Genomic DNA, 21,138 nt, shown 5'->3' with positions numbered 1-21,138 from the left:
TTACTCCTGGGTACTCGGTTGCATGTGCATGTCCTTCATGTCTTTCATGCCCTGCATGGCTTGCATGTCCATGTCCTGCATGTCGTGACCGGTCATGGCGGCTTCGTGCTCAGCCCCGGCGTGCTCGCCGTGCGCGGCACCCTTGGCGTCGCCGTGGTGCTCGTACTTGGTGAGGATGTGGCCGAACAGTTCCGGGCTGACCGAAGAGAAGTAGGTCGGCGGAACGTTCTCGCTCGGCTTGACCAGTTCCGGATAGGTGCCGATCGACAGGCTGGCCGGTGCCGCCTTGACCTTGGCGACCCAGTCCTGGAAGCCCTGCCCGGAGGTGGCGATGGCCTTGAAGCGCATGCCGGAGAAACCGCCGCCGCTGTAGTTCGCGGAGATACCGTCGAACACGCCTTCTTCGTTGGCGATCAGGTGCAGCTTGGTCATCATCCCGGCCATCGAGTAGATCTGGCTGCCCAGCTGCGGGATGAAGAACGAGTTCATCACCGAGTCCGAGGTGATCTGGAAATTCACCGGGGTGTCTTTCGGGAAGGCGATCTCGTTGACCGTCGCGATACCCTGCTCCGGGTAGATGAACAACCACTTCCAGTCCAGCGAAACGGCCTGGATGGTGACCGGCTTGACCTCGGAGTCCAGCGGACGGTACGGATCGAGCTTGTGGGTGCTTTCCCAGGTGATCCAGCCGAGGATCGCGATGATCACGCAGGGCACCAGCCAGACCACCGCCTCGATGCGGTTGGAGTGGTGCCAGTCCGGCTTGTACTCGGCCTGGGTGTTCGAGGCGCGGTACTTCCAGGCGAACGCCAGGGTCATCACGATCACCGGGATGACCACGATCAGCATCAGCAGGGTCGCGGTGATGATCAGGGTGCGCTCGTCCATGCCAACCTGCCCTTTCGGGTTGAACAGGGTCATGTCGCAGCCGCCGAGCAGCAGCGCGGGCGCCAGGGAAAGCCATTTCAATGCGGCAAACGGGTTTGCTTTGGTCATCTTCCGGCCTTAATCGATGGAAGGAGCGAGTGGTCGCTCATGGATGTCTCCTTGCAAGGCTTGTGGCGGAGACCGCTGGCTTCAGCCAGTTCCAGACATGCAGTCGCCGCCGGGGTACGGAACGGCCATTGCCCGGCCACGGGAGAAGGCAAGCGGATACCTTTCCCGAATCCGGTGGCGGACTCGTTCCACGCGCTGAGTCGTTCCTTGATGAACAGCGTTTTCGAAGCTGTGCCGGAAGAGGCCAAGGGCGGCCAAGGCACGTGCATGCCTGGGCGAGGAGGATTGCCCTTCCCGCCGGGTGATCAGGTCGCAGTTATCGGTCGGCTATTTGTTGTGCAACAGGCAAGGCAGGAACCCATTTATCGCGATGCGGAGCAGAGACTCGCGCGACGCTCGTTGGACCGAAACTGAGCGTCAGTTATTACAATTCATTTCAGCTGAGGAGCCTATGACACATCTTGCAATAGACTTTCTCAAACATAGATAAAGTAGGGCTTTTACCTGCCTGCGACAGGTTGTCGCAGGTCATACCCTAGCACAACAGTTGGAATACGCGAATATTCTTCGCTTCGAGCAGCATAGCGCAAGGAAATCGCCCCCGCGCCAGCATCGTGACCCGAGAGTCAGCGTCTATCGGCCTGCAACTGTACCCCTGCCGTTCGTCCAGATGCGCCAACTGTATCCGCCGCCGGTCCGGCGATAACGCGCAGGCGCCAGAGCAGCGCGGCGGCCAGCAGGGCGCTGGCTCCGGCCACCAGCATAGCCAGGCGGAAGCCCTCGGCCAGCGCGGCCGGCAGCTCGGCGTCGAGTCCCGCCAGGGAACCAGGCAAGCGATGGGCCGTGACCGCCTGGGTGGCGAGCCGTTGCGCATCGGCAATCCCCAGCCCCTCCAGCCGATCGCCCAGGACGACGATCGCCCGCCCACTCAGCAGCGCTCCCAGCAACGCGATGCCGACGGCCATGCCGGCCTGGCGCAGGGTATTCATGGTCGCCGAGGCCATCCCGGAACGCTCGCGGGCCACGCTCGCCATGACCGCCAGACCGGTGCCGGGAACGGCCAGGCCCATGCCCAGGCCGAGCGCCACCAGCAACAGGCCGACCCAGGGATACGCGGTTCCCGTACCGCAAGCGGCCAGCGCCAGCATGGCCAGGCCGATCACCAGGTAGCCCAGCACCAGCAGGCGTCGCAGCGGTACGTGCCGCTGCAACCGGCCGAACAGCATGGACAGTGCGCCCATGGCGAGGAACTGCGGCGCCAGGTAGAAGCCGGCCTGCTGCGCCGAGGCACCCTGCACCTGCTGGAAGAACAGGGAAAGGAAGAACAGGCTGGCGTAGCCGGAAAAACCGAGGACGAACGAGGCCAGGTTGCAGACGGCGAACCCGGCCTGGCGGAACAACCCCAGGGGCAGCAGCGGTCGGGCGGTCCGCCGCTCGACGAAGAGGAAGCCAAGCAGGCCGACCCCGGCCAGGAGCAGCGCCGGCCAGGCCGTGGGAGACAACCAGCCGCCCTCTCCCGCGGCGATCAGGGCGTAGGTCAACGCCCCCAGCCAGACCACGCTGAGCAGTTGCCCCAGGGGATCGAAGGCGGCGTGCTCGGGGTGCGCGGTTTCCTCGATGCCCCACAGGCCCAGGGCGAGCGCCAACAGGCCGAGCGGCAGGTTGATCAGGAAGATGCTCTGCCAGCCGGCGTGCTCCACCAGCAGGCCGCCGAGCAGCGGGCCGAGGATCAGCGACAGCGCGCTGAAGGAGGTCCAGCCGCCGATCACCTGGGCGCGCTGGCCGGGATCGTGGAAAGCCTGGGTAAGGATCGACAGCGCGCCGGGTATCAACAGCGCCCCGGCGATGCCCTGGACCGCGCGCCCGAACAGCAGCAGCGGCAGCGAGGTGGCCAGCGCGCAGAGCAGCGAACCGAAGCTGAACAGGCCGACCCCGAGCAGCCAGGTCAGCTTGCGGCCGTAGCGGTCGCTCAGCGGCCCGGAAGACAGCATGAAGGCGCTCAGGCACAGCGCATAGGCGTCGACCACCCACTGCAGGCCGGCCAGGTCGGTATCCAGGGCGTACTGCAGCGTCGGCAGGGCGAGGTTGACGATGCTGATGTCGAGCGAGGCGATGAAGGTTCCCAGGTAGATGGCGGCGACCAGGGCGACACGACGCGAAGGGTTCATGGAGTACTCCGATGAGAGGCGCTGGCCCAGGAATAATCCATTGACCGACGGTCAGTCAATAAATATCGCGAAACATTCTCATCTTCCTGTCATGCCTCGTCTTCCCCTCCACGCTCTTTTACACTGCCGGCAACCCAACCACCGGACCCGCGCTCCATGCCCGATCGCCACGCCGAACAGCCTGCCCGCCAACCGCGCACCAAGCCTGCGGAGGTTCGTCTCGAGGAACTGATGGCGGCGGCGCAGCAACTGTTCCTAGACAAGGGCGTGGACGCCACCACCATCAGCGACATCGTCGCTGCCGCGGGGGTCGCCAAGGGCACCTTCTATCACTACTTCCAAGCCAAGACCGACATCCTCCTGGCCCTGCGCGAGCGCTTCACCCAGGCTTTCCAGCAGCGCATCGCGAATGCCGTCGAGGCCTGTCCGGCGAACGACCATCCCGGCCGCCTGCGCGCCTGGACCGCGAGCGGCCTGGCGGGCTACCTGGAGGGCTACCGGCTGCACGATGTGGTCTACAGCGAGCACCATCACCACCAGCGCGGCAACCAGGAGCGCGACCGCGTGCTGGAGCAATTGGCGGAGCTACTGGAGAACGGCGCGGCGGCCGGCGCCTGGCCGCTGCGCAACCCACGGCTGAACGCCCTGCTGCTCTACTCCGGGCTGCATGGCGCCGCCGACGACGCCATCGCCGGCGGCCGCCTGGATACCCAACCGCTGGCCGGCGAACTCGCCGATGCCTTCCTGCGCCTGCTCGGTGCCAGCGACTGAGGCAGGCTCAGCCGCAGAAGGTTTCCTGCAGGTGGCGCCAGTACAGCCGCCCTTCGTCGTCACGGTGCAGGACTACGGTGGACAGGCGCTCGCTGCGACCCGCCGCGTCGGACTGGATTTCCCGATAGGCCAGGGTCGCGCCATCCGCGCCTGAAGCCAGCAGGCTCTCGCCGTCGATCTCGATGCGCAGCCCAGGGCGGGTGCCGCCCTTGCTGCGGAACAGCTCGCCCAGGGCAGTCTTGTCCAGGACCACGCCATGCGGCGTGACCATCGAGAAGTCCTCGGCGAAACGCGCCAACAACGCATCCAGCGCGTCGGCCCCTGAGTCGCCGGCCAGCCAGTCGCGGATCGCCACGTGGGCATGGTGGATTTCCCGGCGGTAGGCACAAGTCATGGTGTAGCTCCTTTCAGGTCTGGACCAGGGCGCGAACCCCGGCGGAATCGATACGCCTCACCCATGGCAGAGGCAATAGCGTGAAAGCGGCGGCGAACAGGAAGCAGTGGACGAAGGCCGCAGGGTCGGCCCGCGCCTGCAACAGGTTGAGCAACCCGCCGAGCACGGCCATGCCCAGGCAGAACGCCAGTTGCCGATTGATGTTCCACAAGGCGCTGGCATGGTCCATGCGCGCCGCCGGGACGTCGAGCAAGGCCATGCCCTGTGCCGCGCTGCTACACAGGCTGCCGCCGAACCCCATGGTCGCGTAGGCCCCCGCCAGTTGCCAGAAGCCGCTCCCCTCCCCGCTTCGAGCCAGCCACAGCAGACCGCCGGCCTGTATCGCCATACCCGCCAGCAGCAAGGGTTTCGGTCCCCAGCGGTTGAAGCGTCGCCGGGTCAGGCCGATGGCCAGGCCGGCCGCCAGCGCCCAGGGCAGCATCAGCGCACCGGCACGGCTCGCGCTGAGGCCGAGGGGACCTTGCAGATAGAGCATGGCGACCAGGCTGGCGCCCATGAAGGCTCCCGGCACGCAGAGATAGACCAGCATCGCCGTACGCAGCAACGGCGCCTCCAGCAAGCCAAGGTCGAGCAGCGCGTCGGTACGAGCGCGCCCGTCACGCCAGTAGCAGCAGCCCAGCACGCAGGCCAGCAGCACCAGGAGCAGGCCACGCCCGCCGCCGCCGGGCGATCCCAGCCAGGCGAGCGCCACCAGCAGCGTGGCCAGCGCCGCCGAGCCGAGCAGCAGGCCGCGCAGGTCCAGGCGCTGCGCCGCATGCTTGTGCCTGGGCAGCCAGCGCATCGCCAGGGCCAGCACCAGCAGCGCCGGCGCCACACTGGCGAAGAAGATCCCACGCCAGGACAGGCTGTCCACCAGCCAGCCGCCGAGGGCCGGGGCCACGGCGGGAACGATCAGCGCCACCAGCATCACCCGTGCGGTCAGGCCGGCCCGTGCCGACGCCGGGACATTCCGATAGGCCATGGCCTGGCCGAGGGGGATCAGTAACCCGCCGGCCAACCCCTGGCACAGGCGCCAGACGATCAACGTCGCCGCCGATCCAGCCAGTCCACAACCCAGCGAAGCGCTGGCGAAACCGGCCAGCGCCAGCAGCATCAGTCGTCGTTCTCCCAGGCGCGAAGCGAGCCAGACGCTCAACGGAATCACCAGGGTCAGGCCGAGCAGGTAGGCGTTGCCGATCCACGCCAGGGTCGCCACCGAAGCGCCAAGGGAACGCCCGATGTCCGGGTAGGCGACGCTGGCGATGAAGATGTTCACCAGGTCCAGGGCGAACCCCAGCAGGTACAAAGTGGCCAGGCGGGACGGTTGATTCATGGGCTCTCCGGAGGTTTGCCGGGGAGCATAGCGAGGCGCTCGCGCTATCTGGAGAGGGTAATCGCGCATAGACTGTCAAATCGAATTTGACAATAGGATCGCCTTCCATGGTCAGCCTCGACCGCTTCGAAACCTTTCGCGCCGTGGTCGACTGCGGTTCGCTCAGCGCCGCCGCCGACACCCTCGGCCAGACGCGTGCGGTAGTCAGCTTCAACCTCAAGCGGCTGGAGGCCGAGCTGGGCGTTTCTCTGCTCAGCCGCAGCACCCGGCGGATGGCCCTGACCGATGCTGGCGAACGCTTCTACCAGCGCTGCGTGAAGGTGCTCGACGAGGCGCGCCTGGCGATCGACGACGCCCGCGCCGAGCATGGCGAACTGCGTGGCAGCCTGCGCGTCACCACCACCCAGGAATACGGCCTGCGCCAACTGGTGCCGGCCCTGCAGGCGTTCGCCCGGCTGCACCCGGCGTTGCAGGTGCAATTGTCGACCTCATCGCTGCATGCCGACCTGATTGGCGAACGCTTCGACGTCGCCATCCGCCTGGGGTACCTGGAGGACTCCACGCACCATGCGGTGCAACTGGCCAGCTTCGAGGTCCTGGCGGTGGCCAGCCCGGCCTGCCTGGCGGCGCTCGGCGAACCGCCGCCGACCGATCTGGAGGGCCTGGAGCGCCTGCAGAATCTCGGTCACAGCCGGCTGGCGGACTCCCTGCCCTGGCAAGTGCGCGCCCCCGACGGCGCCCTGCGCAGCTACCGCGGACCGCGCCATCCCATGCTGCTGGCCGACAACGCCGCGGCCCTGCGCGCCTTTGCCCTCGACGGCCTGGGTATCGCCGTGCTGCCGGACTGGCTGGTGCAGGCCGACTTGCGCTGCGGCGCGCTGCAACGCCTGCTGGCGGACCACGGGTTTCCGCTCCAGGGCGTGCATGCCGTTTATCCGCCGACCCGCCACCTGCCGTCGAAGGTCCGCGCGTTCATCGACTTCCTCAAGACTCGCCTGGGGCACCCGGACGCCGGTTAGAAAACCGAGGCCGCCACGATTGCCCGCGGCGGCCTCGGCACAGACGTGGCTCAGTTACCCTGCGGCATCTCGCCGCGCGCCAGGCGCGCATTGATGTCGCGGACCACCGCTGGCAGCTCGGCGATGGTCTCGATCAGGTAGTGCGGACGCGAACCTTCGAACATCTGTTCGATACGCGTCCGCTCGCGCTCCAGTTCGCCCGCCGGCAGCGCCTTGTACTGCTCGTAGGTGAGGCCCAGGGCATTGCCCGAGCAGGTCAGCGCCACCGTCCACATCCCGGCGCGGCGCCCTTCGAGGATACCCGGCCAGGTGTCGTCGACCTTCACGCAGGCCGCCACATCGTCGATCCCCAGGGCGATCACGTTGGCCAGCGCCTGGGCCGGCCATGGCCGGCCGTTGGGCACTTCGTCGGTGGCCACCACGTGGTCGGCGACGTAGCCGTTGGTCTCGGCCAGGGCTACCACCTTCTCCATCACCACCGCCGGGTAACCGGAACAGGAACCGATCTTCAGGCCCATCCCGCGGAGTTCGGCGATCGCCTGCAGGGCGCCGGGGATCAGCGCCGAATGTTCGGCGATCTTTTCGATCTGCAGCGGCATGAAGCGCTCGTAGATGGCGGTGACATCGTCGTCGCTGGGCAGGCGGCCGAAGGCGGCGCGGTAGCGCTCGGCGATCGCCGGGATGTCGCAGAGGGTGCGGATGTGGTCCCACTTGCCCATTCCCATCGGACCGCGCGCTTCCTCCAGGCTGACCTGGACGCCGAATTCGGCGAAGGCCTCGACGAAGATCTGGGTCGGCGCGAAGGAGCCGAAATCGACCACGGTTCCCGCCCAGTCGAGGATGGCGGCCTGGAGGGTGGCTGGCTGGTTGTAATTCATTGTCGTGAACCCTTTTTTGCTCGTTGTCGTTCAGTTCAGATCTCGAGGACTTCCAGTTCGCGCAGCGCCTCGCCGATGGCGGCGACCGCCTGCCGCATCTCCGCGGCGTCGACGTGGCCGATGCAGCCGACGCGGAAGGTTTCCACCTGGGTCAGCTTGCCCGGATAGAGGATGAAGCCCTTCTCCCGCACGCGTTGGTAGAAGTCGGCGAAGCGGTAGCGCGGATCGCGCGGCGCGTGGAAGGTAACGATGATCGGCGCCTGGATTTCCGCCGGCAGGAAGCTGCGGAAACCGAGCCGGGCCATCTCGCCGAGCAGCGTTTCGCAATTGCTCGCGTAGCGCCGCTGGCGCGCCGGCAGGCCGCCCTCCTCTTCGTACTGGCTGAGCGCTTCGTGCAGGGCGGCGACCACATGGGTCGGCGGGGTGAAGCGCCACTGCCCGGTCTTGCGCATATAGGCGTGCTGGTCCTGCAGGTCCATGGCCAGGGAGTGGCAGTTGCCGGCGCTGGCTTCCAGGGCGGCGCTGCGGGCGAAGACGAAGCCCATCCCCGGGACGCCCTCCAGGCACTTGCCGGAGGCGGCGATCAAGGCATCGAACGGAACTTTCCGGGCATCGATCCCGATCGCCCCGAAGGAGCTCATGGCATCGACGATCAGGCGCTTGCCGTGACGCTCGACGACCTTGGCGATGGCCTCGAGCGGATTGAGGATGCCGGTGCTGGTCTCGCAGTGGATCAGCGCCACATGGCTGATCGCCGGATCGGCGGCCAGCAGGCGCTCGACGTCAGCGGCGGTGGTCGGCACGTTCTCTTCGGTCTCGAAGGTGCTGAAGGGCCGTTGCAGGACCTCGCAGATCTTCGCCAGGCGCTTGCCGTAGGCACCGTTGATCAACACCAGGACCTTGCCGTCGCGCGGCACCAGGGTGCCGATCGCCGCTTCCACGGCGAAGGTGCCGCTGCCCTGCAACGGTACGCAGGTGTGGCTGCCTTCGCCGCCTACGATCTTCAGCAGGCGCTGGCAGACGCTGGCGGTGAGTTCGTTGAAATCGCTGTCCCAGGAGCCCCAGTCGACCATCATCGCCCGACGGGTACGGTAGGAGGTGGTCAGCGGACCGGGGGTCAGCAGGATGGGTGCGCGTTCGGCAGTGCTCATGCTCATTTCCTCTGCGGGAATCGGCCAAAGAAACCGGATCGGGCTTCGCGGTCCGGGCGGTCGTTCCGCGCCGGCGTTCCAGGGAAGCCTGGAGACATAAGGTGAGCGCCGCGCTACTATCGTTCAAATTGTTTGTTCCGATGCCAGCCATAAGCCAGGCCGATACCATGAATCTCTTCCAGCTCCGCGCCTTCGACGCCGTCGCCCGCGAAGGCAGTTTCACCCGCGCCGCCGAGCGCCTGTGCATCAGCCAGCCGGCGGTGACCGGACACGTCAAGGCACTCGAGGAGCACTACCAGGTCACCCTGTTCCGGCGCACCGCCCGGCGCATCGAACTGACCGAGGAGGGCTCGCGCCTGGTGGCGATCACGCGCACCCTGTTCGCCCTGGAGGAAGAAGCCGAGGCCCTGCTCGACGCCAATCGACAATTGGTCTCCGGCCGCCTCGAAGTCGCCGCCGACGGCCCGCACCTGGTGATGCCGATGCTCGCCCGGCTGCGCGCGAGCTATCCGGGAATCACCGTCAACCTGCGTCTGGGCAACGCCCAGGAGACCCTCGCGGCGCTGCTCAGCGAACACGTCGACGTCGCCGTGCTGACCGAGGTCGAGGCGCGTCCCGGGCTGTTCCTGGAGGAGTTGGTGAATTCACGCATCTGCGCCCTGCTGCCTCGCCAGCATCCCTGGTGCGAACGCAACGAAGGCGTACCGCTGGAAGAGCTCGACCAGCAGATCATGGTGCTGCGCGACCCCGGTTCGATCACCCGCCGCACCTTCGACCGCGCCTGTGCCGACCAGGGGGTGCAGCCGCGGGTGCTGCTGGAGCTGGACAGCCGGGAAGCGGTGACCGAAGCGGTGGCCGCCGAACTGGGCGTCGGCGTGGTGTCTTCCCTGGAGGTCGGCAACGATCCGCGGGTTCGCGCGGTGCCGCTGGTCGGTCCCGAGCTGACCAACCGCCACCTGATCGGCTGCCTGGAGAAGCGCCGCGGCCTGCGGGTGATCAGGGCATTCCTGGAACTGGCGGCGGCCTGAGTCGCGCCTCAGCTCCAGTGACGCTCGCGGGTGCGGCGGTCTTCGCCGAAGCCGAACAGCGAGGCCAGCGAATACACGATCAGCTCGGCGATCCAGGCGACCAGCAAGGCGCAGCCCAGGCCCCAGGCGATCACCTCCGGCTTGAGCAGGACCTGGTAGCTGTAGCTGGCATAGGTTTCCATCAGCAACTCATGGTTCGGCGCGCGCAGCATGTGCCAGGCGCGGGCGTACCAGGGGCCCTGCATGGCCTGCCACTCGGCGTCGAGCATGCGCGCGCGACGCATCAGGCGGTCGAGGTTCTCGCCGTCGCGCTGGAACACCGGATCGCTGTTGCTGCGGTAATGCCTGACCAGTTCCTCCAGGCTACCGTTGAAGAACTGCCCGGCGGTCTGCTGGAAGCCCTGGATGTTCTGCGCGGCCTCCAGGCGATGGGCGTCGACGCGCTTGGCGTAGTCGTCGATGAAGCCGGGCACCTGCACCCCGAGCAGCAGGCCCAGGGTGAACAGCAGCAGTCTCAGGTAACTGCGGAACATGCGCTCTCCTCGTCCACGATGGCGATTCAGACCCGCCCCTTGGCCAACACCTCGCCGCCCCACCAGAGGACCCACTCGCCGCTCTGCTGCAAGGTCCAGTTCTCGTTGTCGGTGAGCGGCTCGGTGGCGATCACCGTGACCACGTCATCCGGCGTGGTTTCCGCATGGAAGTCCACGGTCAGGTCGGCATCCTTCAACCGCGCCGGGCCGAACGGCGCGCGGCGGGTAATGTAGGCGAGTTTGCTGGAGCAGAAGGTGAACAGCCAGTCGCCGTCGCTGATCAGGGCATTGAACACGCCTTTCTTGCGATATTCGTCACAGGCCGAGATCAGCACCGGCAACAGCACCTCCACCGGCACCGGCTCGGGGAAAGCCCGGCGCACGCGGTTCAGCAGGTCGCAGAAGGCCGCCTCGCTGTCGGTCTCGCCGACCGGGCGGTAGAAGCCGGGCTTGGGCTGGAAGTCGGCCAGTTGGCCATTGTGCGCGAAGGTCCAGTAGCGCCCACCGAGTTCGCGGATGAAGGGGTGGGTGTTGCTCAGCCCGACCTTGCCGACGTTGGCCTGGCGGATGTGCCCGATGACCGTCTCGCTCTTGATCGGGAAGCGCTGCACCAGCCGCGCCACCTCCGAATCGACGCTCGCCAGCGGGTCCTGGAAGAGCCGCACGCCGCGTCCTTCGTAGAAGGCGATGCCCCAACCGTCGCGGTGCGGGCCGGTACCGCCGCCGCGCTGCATCAGTCCGGTGAAGCTGAAGACGATGTCCGTCGGGACGTTGGCGCTCATGCCCAATAGTTCACACATGGCTCAAACCTCCCTGAGCAAGGCTGTACGTAGTAGTTCTCGTTCCCGCTGCAGGCGCGCCCGCAGGCTCGCGCGGCCGACCGGCAGGAAACGGGTCAGGGCGCGCCAGAGCAGTCGCGGCAGGTCGCCGCGACGCCGGGGAATCAGGTGCAGATGCAGGTGCGCCACGTGCTGGTTGGCCGCCACGCCATCGTTGAGCAACAAGTTGATGCCTTCCACGCCGAAACCGGCCCGGCGCAACGCGCGACCGATACGCTCGGCGAGTGCCGGGAGGGCGTCGCGGGCGCCGGCGGAAAGATCGCTCAGGTGCGGGGCGTGCTCGCGGGCTACGATCAGCACGTGCGCCGGTCGCAGCGGAAAGATGTCCAGCAGGACGATGAAATGCTCGTCCTCGAAGAGTCTGTGCGCCGGCTCGCGGCCACCCGCTATGGCGCAGAACACGCAATCCATGGGAAATCCCGACATAGGCCTCGCCTCATGCTGAACGCCTGCCGGGCGTAGCGCAAGAATGGATTTCGTCGCGAAAGGCTACAGGCGCGGCTCGATGCGCATGCGCCGGTCGCCGTGCTCGTCGGTGCGGGTGTCGACGTCCGGCATCAACTCGGGCTGCATCATCTGCCGCAGGGTCGGCTCGTCCTCGGCGTCCTGCGACGGATGCCGGCGATTCTTCCAGGCCCGCTCCAGCGGCCAGCGGATGGCGGCGATCAACAGGTACAGGCCGAAACCGAGCAGCGCCACCAGGGCCAGGTCGGAGACCGCGCGCCAGGCGTTGTTGCCGACCTTGAACACGACATCCAGCGCGGTGATGGCGATGGCCGGGGCATAGAGGTCGTTCTGCGGGTCCACCGGGGTCGGCGTGAACAGCAGGATGAAGACGATCAGCCGCAGGGGTTCGCGCAGCCAGCGCCACATCCAGCCGGTCATCAGCCAGAACACCAGCATCAGGCCGAGTCCGGCGATGGCGTAGGCGCCCCAGGCGATCAGATAGTCTTGTTCATTCATGCGGCGTGCGTGGCGATAGCGGTGATGGGGGGCTTATGATAGCCGCTTTTGCATGCCGACGCGCCTACCCACCGATGGCGGACGCCGCGCCGCCAGTTTTATTCAGATTTCCCGGCCTCGCGCATGGCCGGACCGACGAGGATTCCCGATGCCCCATCCGCCGCCCCCCATCGCCCGCCGCGACGCCGGACGCGACCCCTACGCCTGGCTGGAAGAGCGCGACGCCCCGGAGGTGCTCGACTACCTGAAGGCCGAGAACGCCTACCTGGATAGGGAACTGGCCGACCAGGCCGGGTTGCGCGAGACCCTGTTCGAGGAGATCAGGGGACGCATCCGCGAGACCGACCTGTCGTTGCCCAGTCCGTGGGGTCCGTGGCTGTACTACCAGCGCACCACCGCCGGCGACGAATACCCGCGCCACTACCGCTGCCCGCGTCCGGCGGACGGTAGCCTGGCGGTCGACGAAGGCGCCGAGCAACTGTTGCTCGATCCCAACCAGTTGGCCGACGGCGGCTTCCTCTCCCTCGGCGCCTTCAGCATCAGCCCCGACCAGAGCCTGCTGGCCTACAGCCTGGACACCAGCGGCGACGAGATCTACCGCCTGTTCGTCAAGGACCTCGCCAGCGGCGCGGTGCAGGCCCTGCCCTTCGACGACTGCGACGGCAGCCTGACCTGGGCCAACGACAACCGCACGCTGTTCTTCGGCGAACTGGACGACACCCACCGCCCGCACAAGCTCTATCGCCACCGCCTGGGCGAGGCCGGCGCCGAGCTGGTGTTCGAGGAAGGCGACGGGCGCTTCTTCCTGCACTGCTACCGCTCCAGCTCGGAACGCCAGCTGATCCTCCTGCTCAACAGCAAGACCACCAGCGAGGCCTGGGTGCTCGACGCCGACCAGCCGCAGGGTACGTTCCGTTGCCTGGCGCCGCGCGAGGAAGGCCACGAATACTACCCCGACCACGGTCGCCTCGATGGCCGGGGCCTGTGGCTGATCCGCAGCAACCAGGCGGGGATCAACTTCGCCCTCTACCAGGCCGAGGAGTCGCGGCCGACTCGCGAGCACTGGCAACTGCGCGTGGCCCACGACCCGCAGCGGACCCTGGAAGATGTCAGCCTGAACGCCGAAGCGGTGATCCTCGGCCTGCGCGACGGCGGCCTGCCGGTGATCGAGGTGCAACCGCAAGGCCTGCCGGCCTACCGCGTGCAGTTGCCGGACGCCGCCTACAGCCTCTACGTGCAGGACAGCCTGGAATTCGACAGTCCCTGCGTGCGACTGCGCTACGAGGCCCTGAACCGTCCGGCGCAGGTACGCCAGCTGAACCTCGCCGATGGCACGCAGACCGTCCTCAAGCAGACCCCGGTGGAAGGCCCCTTCGACGCCGACGCCTACGCCAGCCGGCGCATCTGGGCCAGCAGCGGCGACGGCACGCAGGTGCCGGTCAGCCTGGTGGCGCGCAAGGAAGTCCTCGACGGCATCGCCGCCGGGCGCCCCGCGCCGCTCTATCTGTATGGCTACGGCGCCTACGGGCATAGCCTCGATCCCTGGTTCTCCCACGCCCGCCTGAGCCTGCTCGAACGCGGCTTCGTCTTCGCCATCGCCCATGTCCGTGGCGGCGGCGAACTGGGCGAGGCCTGGTACCGTGCCGGCAAGCTGGAACACAAGCAGAACAGCTTCGACGACTTCATCGCCTGCGCCGAACACCTGCTCGCCCAGGGCTACTGCCGTCCCGAGGGCCTCGCCATCAGCGGCGGCAGCGCCGGCGGGCTGTTGATCGGCGCGGTGCTCAACCAGCGCCCGCAACTGTTCGGCGCGGCGATCGCCGAGGTGCCGTTCGTCGACGTGCTGAACAGCATGCTCAATCCGGACCTGCCGCTGACCGTCACCGAATACGACGAGTGGGGCAACCCGCAGGAGCCCGAGGTGCATGCGCGGATCGCCGCCTACGCGCCCTACGAGAACGTCAGGGCCCAGGACTACCCGCACCTGCTGGTGGTCGCCGGCTACAACGACAGCCGCGTGCAGTACTGGGAAGCCGCCAAGTGGGTGGCGAAACTGCGGGCGACCAGGACCGACGCCAACCTGCTGCTGCTCAAGACCGACCTCGGCGCCGGCCACGGCGGCATGAGCGGCCGCTACCAGGGCCTGAAGGACGTGGCGCTGGAATACGCCTTCCTGCTCAAGGTCCTCGGCCTGGTATGACGACCGCGGGGGCCGGCGACGCCGGCCTTCCGCCACGAAAAAGGGAACCTTCGTGAAACGACGCTTCTGGCCCGCCATGGGCCTGCTCGCCGCGATCATGCTGGCCGTCTACCTGGCGAATCCGTTCGGCACCGCCAGTCTCGACCCGCGCGCACGGCTCCTCGGCGTGGCGCTGTACAAGATCCCTTCGCGCTCGATGGAACCGACCTTGCAACAGGGCGACTTCATCCTCGCCAACGCCGCGCGCTACGCCTTCGCCGAACCGCAGGTCGGCGACCTGGTGGTGTTCCGCTTCCCGCCGCAGCGCAGCATCGCCTATGTGAAGCGCATCGCCGGGATACCGGGCGATCGCGTGCGGATCGATGGCGGCCGGCTCTACGTCAATGACCACCAGGTGACCGAGCCCTACCTGGCGCAGCAGGCGCTGCGCCAGCCGGACTCCCTGCGCATGGTCGAGCGGACCGTCCCCGCCGGCCACTACTTCATGCTCGGCGACAACCGCGACAACTCCAACGACAGCCGCTACTGGGGCTACGTACCGCGCGCCGACCTGGTCGGCCGGGTGTTCGCCGTCTGGTATGCCGAGGACACCCGGCGCATCGGTTCGGTGCGCTGATGCCCCTCAGAAGAACTGGGTGACGCTGATCTTGGCGTTGCGTCCCTGGCTGTAGACCAGGTCGCCGCCCAGCGGCTGGCGATAGGAGCGGTTGAACAGGTTGTCCACGGTGAAGTCGATGCGGGTGTCCTTCAGGCCCAGCTTGGCCGGGACCCACTCGGCGAACAGCCGATGGGTGTCGTAGCTGTCGTTGGCCGCGTGATCCCAGTAGATATCACCGGAACCGGTACCCATCCCGCCGCTGTAGCGATCGCTGGGCAGGCGGTCGGTCTTGCGCACGAACTCGCCCTGCCAGCCGAGCTTGGCATCCCATTCCGGAACCTTCAGGCCGAGCATGGCCACCCATTTCGGCGGCGGGATGTCGCGCGCCCACACGTTCGGTCCCCAGGGATTGCTGTAGGCCCCATCGTGCTTGCCGGTCATCCACGAGTAGGACAGGCTGGCGAACAGCCGCTGGCTGTCGTAGAAGCTCTCGATCTCGAAGCCCTTGATGGTCAGGCCCGGCAGGTTGCGGTAGTTGCTCAGCGGCAGCATGTCGCCGCAGCTACCACCGATACTGCCGTTGTCGATCGACTGCTGGCGGCAGCCGACGCTGCGGGTGCGGAATATCTCGTCCTTGATGCGGTTCTGGAACAACGTGGTGCGGATCTGCAGGCTGTCGCCGGCGACCAGCAGGTCCGGCAGGTTGATCACGCTGCCGCCACGGATCGCATGGATGCGCTCGGCGTCCAGGTCGCGGCTGCTGCCACCGATGGTCGAACTGTTCTGCACTTCGTACTGCTCATCGATCACCGGCGCTCGCCAGGTCTCGGTGTAGTCGGCGAAGAACGCCAGGTTCGGCGTCGCGGTCCAGAACACCGACAGCCGCGGCGACCAGCCGGAGTAGGTCTGGGCGCGATAGTCATGGCCGAGCTTGGGATTGTCGTAGATCGGCGCCAGGTTGGCCTGGCCGTCGTTGCGCACGCTGTCGAAGCGCATCGATGGGGTGACGGTCAGGCTGCCGTAGGTGATCGCGTCCTGGATGTAGAAGCTCTGCGTGTCCTGCTTGCCGGCCGGCATGAATGCCGGTTGCAGCCAGCCGTAATTGTAGCGCGGGGTCTCGTAGGTCTTGCCCGGCATGTGCATGAGGATGTCGCGCTTGTGCTTGTGCAGCGCCGCGCCCAGGGTCAGCTCGTGCTGTAGCGCTCCGGTATCGAAACGGCTGGTGTTGCGCAGTTCCAGGACCTTGTCCTGGTACTCGGTACGCATCCGCTTGCCACCGGTGGCGAGCTGGTAGAAGGCGGTGTCCTCGCGACGGTCGAGTTGCTCGGTGCGGGCGTCGGAATAGCTCAGTTGCAGGTCGATCCAGGGGTTGTCCAGCGGATGGTAGTTGTACTTGCCGGTCCAGGTGGTGTCGGTGGTATCGCGGTGGGCCAGCAGGCGGGTCAGGCCCAGCTCGTAGCCGTAGCGGTCGATGGTCCACTGGCTCGGCGGGGTCGGGTAGCTGCTGGCGGAGAACGGCGTCCAGCGCGAGCTTTTCGAGCGCAGGTAGGTGAAACCCAGGTCGTGCTCCTCGGTGGGGTGCAGGTTGAGCTTGAACAGGCCGGTCTTCTCGTCCTGGGCGCTGTTGGGCAGGCGCTTGGGGTTGATCGGGTAGTCGGTGGGCGACAGCGGCAGGTTGTCGGCCAGCTTCATGTCGCGGCCGTCGCGACCGTTGAGATAGAGCAGGGCATCGACGCGGCGGTCTTCGCTGCGACCGAACACGGCGCCGGAGTAGATCTTCTGCTGGTCGTTGGAGTGATAGCCGTACTTGAGCATGGCGCCGACGTCGCGGCCTTCGCGCAGCAGGTCCGGCGCGTCCTTGGTCTCCATGTGCACGGTGCCGCCGAAGCCGCCATTGCCGGTGAACACCGAGTGCGGTCCCTTCTCCACCTCGATGCGCTTGATCATTTCCGGTTCGATGAACACGGTGCCCTGCTGGTAGCGCTCGAAGCCGCTCTTCTGCGCGCCGTCCAGGGTATAGGGCACGTCCTCGGCGTCGCCCAGGCCCCAGATGTTGGTGGTCTGTCCGCCCGGCTTGGGCGAGCCGCCCATGGTCACTCCGGGCAGGGTCTGCAGCAGGCTGGGGATGTTGTCCGCCTGCTGGCGTTCGATATCCCGCCGGGTCAGGGTCGAACGGCCGACGTTGCTGGCGTCCACTTCGCGACCGTTGCCGACGATGGTCTGCGCGTCCAGTTGCAGCGCGTTGTCGCTATAGGCGTCGACCTGGCGCCGGCGCACCACGTAGCCGCCGCCCGCCTCCACCAGCTCCAGCTCGGAACCGACCAGCAACCGCTCCAGCGCCTCGCGCACCCCGTAGCTGCCGCTCAACGCCGGAGCGCGCAGGCCCCGCAGGAGCGACTCGTCGAACAGCACCTGGACCTGCGCCTGCTGCGCCAGGCGCGACAGCGAGGCGGCCAGCGGCTGCGCCGGCAGGTCGAAGCGTCGTTCGGCAGCGCTGGCGCCGGCGGCCCACAACGCGGCACCGAGCACGGCGGCGGAACACAGCGGGCGCCAGGCGGCGCAGGTGAAAGGCAAGGTCATGCTGGAACTCTCCCCAAGTGACTGCTGGATGTCGCCGGCAGAGGCGACGGACAGCAGAGAAGACGCAGCAGGGAGAAAAACCCACATATGCGAATGAAAAATATTTTCATTAATGCTGGCGTCGCGCCTCAGCGCGCCAGGATCAGCACCTCGCCGCCAGCCTGCGGCTGCACCCGCACCGGCAATAGCGCCGGCAGGGCGAGGAGAAAATCGTCGGGGCGGGCGATCCGCACCGTACCGGAGACCCGCTTGCCGGCAAGCCGGGGATCTCCCAGGCGGATCGGCGCGGCGCGATAGCGCGACAGTTCCTCCACCAGTTCGCCCAGCGGCTTGTCGCGGAACACCAGTTGCCCATCGCGCCAACTGGCGACCTGCTCCGGCGCCACATGGCCGAGTTCCAGGCGTTGGTCGGCGAGGTCCAGGCGCGCGCTGTCGCCAGCCAGCAGCACATGCTCGGCATCCTTCTCCAGGGACGGCTGCAACGCCACGCGCCCCTGTTTCACCGCCACGGCGAGGGCCTGCGCGTCGCGCCGGACGCTGAACTGGGTACCGAGTACGGTGACCCGGCTGTCGCCGCTGCCGACCCGGAAAGGCCGGGTCGGATCGTGGCTGACCACGAAGAACACCTGGCCTTTCTTCAACAGCACGTCGCGGGTGCGCTCGGCGTAACGCACCTGCACCTGGGTATCGACGTCGAGGAACAGCTTCGATCCGTCCGCCAGGACCACCTCGCGCTGCTCGCCAGGCGCCGTGCCGTAGGCGAGGTTCGGCCCGAGCGACTGGTCGCGCCAGAACAGGGTGGCGACGAGCAGCGCGCAGAACACGAAGAACGCCGCCGCCAGCGCCCGTGGCAGGCGCCAGGCCGGCACCGGCTCGGGAATATCGTCCAGCGCCGGGCGCGGCAGGCCGTCGAATTCGCGCCAGAGCCGCTCCATGCCCTCGAGCGCTTCGCGATGGCGCGGATCGGCGCGTAGCCAATCCTCCAGCTCGGCCCGGCAGGCAGCGCTGAAATGCCCGGAACGACGCCGGCTGAACCAGTAGGCGGCGCGGTGATCGATGTCCTCTTCGGTTTCGTCTGCGAACAGCGGTTCCAGTCGTTCCAGCGGCTTCATCCTTCGCCTCCCTGGCCAAGCCGCCGCTTGCAGTGCAGCAAGGCGCTGGCGATGTGCTTTTCCACCATGCTCAGTGAAATTCCCATGCGCTCGGCCACTTCGACCTGGGACAGGCCGTCGAACTTGTGCAGGACGAACGCTTCGCGCCGCCGCGGCGGCAGTTCGGCCAGCGCGGCCGCCAGGTGGCTGAGGCGCTGCTGCTGTTCGAAACGCTCGCCCGGCCCGGCCGCCTCGCCTTCCAGAGCGGCGGGTTCGTCGTTCGCCGCCGGCCGGTCGAGATCCTGGCCGCGGCTCTGCTGCCGGCGCCAATGGTCGCGCAACAGGTTGCGGGCGATCTGGAAAAGAAATGCGCGCGGCTGCTCGACCGATTGCCGGCCCGGCCATTTCAGCCACTGGGCGAAAGTATCCTGGGCGAGGTCGGCGGCGTCCGCCGAACTGCCCAGGTGCTTGCGCAGGAAGCGCAGCAACTCGCCATGGAACGCCTGATAGGCATGCGAGACGGACCCACGGAAGCGCTCATCCATCCGTGCATCCTCCGGCGGCGCCCCCCGCGCCGTTGACCCGCTGCAACACCTCGCCTCCCCGCTTCCGTCGGATACGGAAGTCCCTTGTAAATATGCGAATGATAATACATATCATTTCACAAGATAGGGAAGTGCGACGGACGCGAGCTCAGCCGGCGCGGAAGATCAGGTAGTCCTCCCAGTCGTCCTCGGCCACCTGGGTCTCGCTGAGCATGCGCCCGGACTGGGAAATGCGTTCCTTGTGGACCCGCTCCGGATCGCCGCAGACCAGGTGGTGCCAGAGCGGCAGGTCCTTGCCTTCGGCAACCAGGCGATAGCCGCAGGTCGGCGGCAACCACTGGAACTCGTCGGCCTGCGCCGGGGTGAGCTGGATGCAGTCGGGGACGAAGCGGATGCGCTCGGCGTAGTTGGTGCAGCGGCAGCTCTGCAGGTCGAGCAGCTTGCAGGCGATACGCGTGTAGTAGACGCTGCCGTCGTCCTCGTCCTCGAGCTTCTGCAGGCAGCACAGGCCGCAACCGTCGCACAGCGACTCCCACTCGTCCTGGTCGAGTTGGGCGAGGGTCTTGCGTTTCCAGAAGGGTTCGACTTTGGCGGCCATGGCATCGGGAGCTGGTGAAAAGGCGCGATAGTCTAGTCCCCCGCCCCCTCCAGGCCAAGCACCGGCCGGCACACGGCTACTTCAGGTAGGAACGCAGCGCGGTCACCACCAGTTCCAGGTCTTCGCGACGCTGCTCCGCGCTCGCCTGCTCGGCGCCGAGATGTTCACGGATGTGCCCCTCCAGCACTTCGTTCATCAGGCCGTTCACCGCACCGCGGATCGCCGCGATCTGCTGCAGCACCGCCGCGCATTCGCTGCCCTCCTCCAGCGCCTGCTCCAGCGCCCGGGTCTGCCCGGCGATGCGGCGCACCCGCGCCAGGAGTTTCTTCTTCCCATGGATGGTATGGGCCACCGCTCTCTCCTCAAGGTAATATACTGGGGTATAGTATATTTTCGTCGTCTCGACAGGACAGTAGCAAATGCCCGGAACCCCGACTACCCAGCCCCTGCGCCATTCCCATCGGTTCGACCAGGGCAACCCGCTGGCCGAGCGCAACACGCGCTGGGCGGTATTGCTCACCGCCTGCATGATGGTCGCGGAAATCGCCGGCGGCTGGCTGTTCAACTCCATGGCCCTGCTCGCCGACGGCTGGCACATGAGCTCCCATGCCCTGGCCCTGGGTCTTGCGGTACTCGCCTACGGCGCCGCGCGGCGCTATGCCAACGACCCGCGCTTCAGCTTCGGTACCTGGAAGATCGAGGTTCTCGGCAGCTACACCAGCGCCCTGCTACTCCTGCTGGTGGCCGGGCTGATGCTCTACCAATCGGTCGAACGCCTGCTCGACCCCAGCCCGATCCACTACCAGCAGGCGATGCTGGTCGCCGCGCTCGGCCTGCTGGTCAATCTCGCCTGCGCCTGGCTGCTGCGCGACGGCCATGCCCATCACGGGCACGGGCACGGCCACTCGCACCATCACCACCGCCACGACCACGACCACGACCACGACCACGACCACGACCATCATGCCCACGGGCACGACCTGAATCTGCGCGCCGCCTACCTGCACGTGCTGGCGGATGCCGCCACCTCGCTGCTGGCGATCGTCGCGCTGGCCGGCGGCCTGCTGTGGAACGCGGCCTGGCTGGACCCGCTGATGGGTATCGTCGGCGCGGTACTGGTCAGTGTCTGGGCATGCGGCCTGATCCGACAGAGCAGCCGGGTATTGCTGGATGCGCAGATGGACGCGCCGGTGGCTGCGGAAATCCGCGCGGCGATCGCCAGCAGCCCGCTGCCGGCGGAACTGCTCGACCTGCACCTGTGGCAGGTCGGCCAGGGCAAGTACGCCTGCCTGCTGAGTCTGCTGACCACGAAGGAAGGCAGCGCCGACTATTTCAAGCGCCGCCTGGCCGAGCATGAGGAGCTGGTGCACATCACCGTCGAGGTGAATCCGCTGCTCCCGCTCGCCGCCTGAGG

General features: G+C 67.2%; 21 protein-coding genes. 6 read left to right on the top strand and 15 right to left on the bottom strand.

All coding sequences use genetic code 11. From position 1 onward, the window contains the following. Positions 1-996, bottom strand: a complete 996-nt coding sequence (cyoA, locus tag HMPREF2886_RS30025; RefSeq protein WP_033969019.1) for a ubiquinol oxidase subunit II — start codon at positions 994-996, stop codon at positions 1-3. A gap of 626 nt (positions 997-1,622) precedes the next feature. After that, entirely contained in the window at positions 1,623-3,164 is a 1,542-nt protein-coding gene (locus tag HMPREF2886_RS30020) for an MFS transporter (RefSeq protein WP_033969020.1), read from the bottom strand. Between the two features lie 156 nt (positions 3,165-3,320). Here HMPREF2886_RS30020 and HMPREF2886_RS30015 point away from each other — a divergent pair, with 156 nt between their 5' ends. Further along, positions 3,321-3,935: a TetR/AcrR family transcriptional regulator gene (locus tag HMPREF2886_RS30015; protein WP_033969021.1), complete on the top strand. Its 615-nt coding sequence runs from the start codon at positions 3,321-3,323 to the stop codon at positions 3,933-3,935. 7 nt (positions 3,936-3,942) lie between these two features. Here HMPREF2886_RS30015 and HMPREF2886_RS30010 read toward each other — a convergent pair whose 3' ends face one another. Then, complete coding sequence (locus HMPREF2886_RS30010; protein ID WP_033969024.1) at positions 3,943-4,329, bottom strand: DUF4440 domain-containing protein; 387 nt, start codon at positions 4,327-4,329, stop codon at positions 3,943-3,945. Positions 4,330-4,342: 13 nt separating this feature from the next. Then, positions 4,343-5,701, bottom strand: a complete 1,359-nt coding sequence (locus HMPREF2886_RS30005; protein WP_070748953.1) for an MDR family MFS transporter — start codon at positions 5,699-5,701, stop codon at positions 4,343-4,345. 107 nt (positions 5,702-5,808) lie between these two features. Between HMPREF2886_RS30005 and HMPREF2886_RS30000 the strand changes: the two genes are divergently transcribed. Further along, positions 5,809-6,720 (top strand): LysR family transcriptional regulator, encoded by a 912-nt coding sequence (locus HMPREF2886_RS30000; RefSeq protein ID WP_070748951.1) that lies wholly within the window; start codon positions 5,809-5,811, stop codon positions 6,718-6,720. A 50-nt stretch (positions 6,721-6,770) separates the two neighbouring features. On the opposite strand, the gene phnX is transcribed toward HMPREF2886_RS30000, so the two are convergent. Next, the gene (phnX, locus tag HMPREF2886_RS29995) at positions 6,771-7,598 is read right to left on the bottom strand and encodes a phosphonoacetaldehyde hydrolase (RefSeq protein WP_042164823.1); all 828 of its coding nucleotides are present in this window, start codon (positions 7,596-7,598) and stop codon (positions 6,771-6,773) included. Between the two features lie 35 nt (positions 7,599-7,633). Then, positions 7,634-8,749 carry a 2-aminoethylphosphonate--pyruvate transaminase gene (phnW, locus tag HMPREF2886_RS29990; RefSeq protein WP_003086851.1) on the bottom strand — a complete coding sequence of 372 codons (1,116 nt, stop codon included), beginning with the start codon at positions 8,747-8,749 and terminating at the stop codon, positions 7,634-7,636. Positions 8,750-8,916: 167 nt separating this feature from the next. Here phnW and HMPREF2886_RS29985 point away from each other — a divergent pair, with 167 nt between their 5' ends. After that, complete coding sequence (locus tag HMPREF2886_RS29985) at positions 8,917-9,777, top strand: LysR substrate-binding domain-containing protein (RefSeq protein WP_070748949.1); 861 nt, start codon at positions 8,917-8,919, stop codon at positions 9,775-9,777. Between the two features lie 8 nt (positions 9,778-9,785). Here the strand turns inward: HMPREF2886_RS29985 and HMPREF2886_RS29980 are convergent, their stop codons facing one another. From HMPREF2886_RS29980 to HMPREF2886_RS29965, 4 genes are all read right to left on the bottom strand, one after another. After that, positions 9,786-10,310, bottom strand: a complete 525-nt coding sequence (locus HMPREF2886_RS29980; protein WP_003082681.1) for a DUF2937 family protein — start codon at positions 10,308-10,310, stop codon at positions 9,786-9,788. Between the two features lie 26 nt (positions 10,311-10,336). Next, complete coding sequence (locus HMPREF2886_RS29975) at positions 10,337-11,110, bottom strand: class II glutamine amidotransferase (protein ID WP_003082680.1); 774 nt, start codon at positions 11,108-11,110, stop codon at positions 10,337-10,339. A 3-nt stretch (positions 11,111-11,113) separates the two neighbouring features. Then, positions 11,114-11,575 carry an HIT family protein gene (locus HMPREF2886_RS29970; protein ID WP_073649176.1) on the bottom strand — a complete coding sequence of 154 codons (462 nt, stop codon included), beginning with the start codon at positions 11,573-11,575 and terminating at the stop codon, positions 11,114-11,116. Between the two features lie 63 nt (positions 11,576-11,638). Next, positions 11,639-12,112: a hypothetical protein gene (locus HMPREF2886_RS29965; RefSeq protein ID WP_003086834.1), complete on the bottom strand. Its 474-nt coding sequence runs from the start codon at positions 12,110-12,112 to the stop codon at positions 11,639-11,641. Between the two features lie 148 nt (positions 12,113-12,260). Here HMPREF2886_RS29965 and HMPREF2886_RS29960 point away from each other — a divergent pair, with 148 nt between their 5' ends. Together HMPREF2886_RS29960 and lepB are read left to right on the top strand one after the other, a co-directional pair. Next, complete coding sequence (locus tag HMPREF2886_RS29960; RefSeq protein ID WP_070748945.1) at positions 12,261-14,312, top strand: S9 family peptidase; 2,052 nt, start codon at positions 12,261-12,263, stop codon at positions 14,310-14,312. Positions 14,313-14,388: 76 nt separating this feature from the next. Then, positions 14,389-14,928, top strand: coding sequence for a signal peptidase I (lepB, locus tag HMPREF2886_RS29955; RefSeq protein ID WP_070748943.1), 540 nt, complete (start codon positions 14,389-14,391; stop codon positions 14,926-14,928). Positions 14,929-14,934: 6 nt separating this feature from the next. Here lepB and hxuC read toward each other — a convergent pair whose 3' ends face one another. From hxuC to HMPREF2886_RS29930, 5 genes are all read right to left on the bottom strand, one after another. Then, positions 14,935-17,490 carry a heme receptor HxuC gene (hxuC, locus tag HMPREF2886_RS29950; protein WP_070748941.1) on the bottom strand — a complete coding sequence of 852 codons (2,556 nt, stop codon included), beginning with the start codon at positions 17,488-17,490 and terminating at the stop codon, positions 14,935-14,937. 128 nt (positions 17,491-17,618) lie between these two features. Then, a complete protein-coding gene (locus HMPREF2886_RS29945) occupies positions 17,619-18,602 on the bottom strand; it encodes a FecR family protein (protein ID WP_070748939.1) in 984 nt (327 codons plus the stop codon). Beyond that, positions 18,599-19,126, bottom strand: coding sequence for an RNA polymerase sigma factor (locus HMPREF2886_RS29940; RefSeq protein WP_003082669.1), 528 nt, complete (start codon positions 19,124-19,126; stop codon positions 18,599-18,601). Before HMPREF2886_RS29940 ends, HMPREF2886_RS29945 begins: the two co-directional genes overlap by 4 nt. A gap of 148 nt (positions 19,127-19,274) precedes the next feature. After that, the gene (locus HMPREF2886_RS29935; RefSeq protein WP_003082662.1) at positions 19,275-19,724 is read right to left on the bottom strand and encodes a YcgN family cysteine cluster protein; all 450 of its coding nucleotides are present in this window, start codon (positions 19,722-19,724) and stop codon (positions 19,275-19,277) included. Positions 19,725-19,800: 76 nt separating this feature from the next. Then, positions 19,801-20,076, bottom strand: a complete 276-nt coding sequence (locus tag HMPREF2886_RS29930) for a metal/formaldehyde-sensitive transcriptional repressor (RefSeq protein ID WP_003082658.1) — start codon at positions 20,074-20,076, stop codon at positions 19,801-19,803. Between the two features lie 67 nt (positions 20,077-20,143). Here HMPREF2886_RS29930 and aitP point away from each other — a divergent pair, with 67 nt between their 5' ends. Further along, complete coding sequence (gene aitP, locus HMPREF2886_RS29925; protein WP_058173059.1) at positions 20,144-21,136, top strand: CDF family iron/cobalt efflux transporter AitP; 993 nt, start codon at positions 20,144-20,146, stop codon at positions 21,134-21,136. The last annotated feature ends 2 nt before the right edge of the window (positions 21,137-21,138 follow it).

It is taken from the genome of Pseudomonas sp. HMSC066A08, assembly GCF_001813025.1.
Lineage (GTDB): Bacteria > Pseudomonadota > Gammaproteobacteria > Pseudomonadales > Pseudomonadaceae > Pseudomonas > Pseudomonas aeruginosa.
Note: the sequence above shows the minus strand (reverse complement) of the source record. Positions and strands in the feature narration are given on the sequence as shown.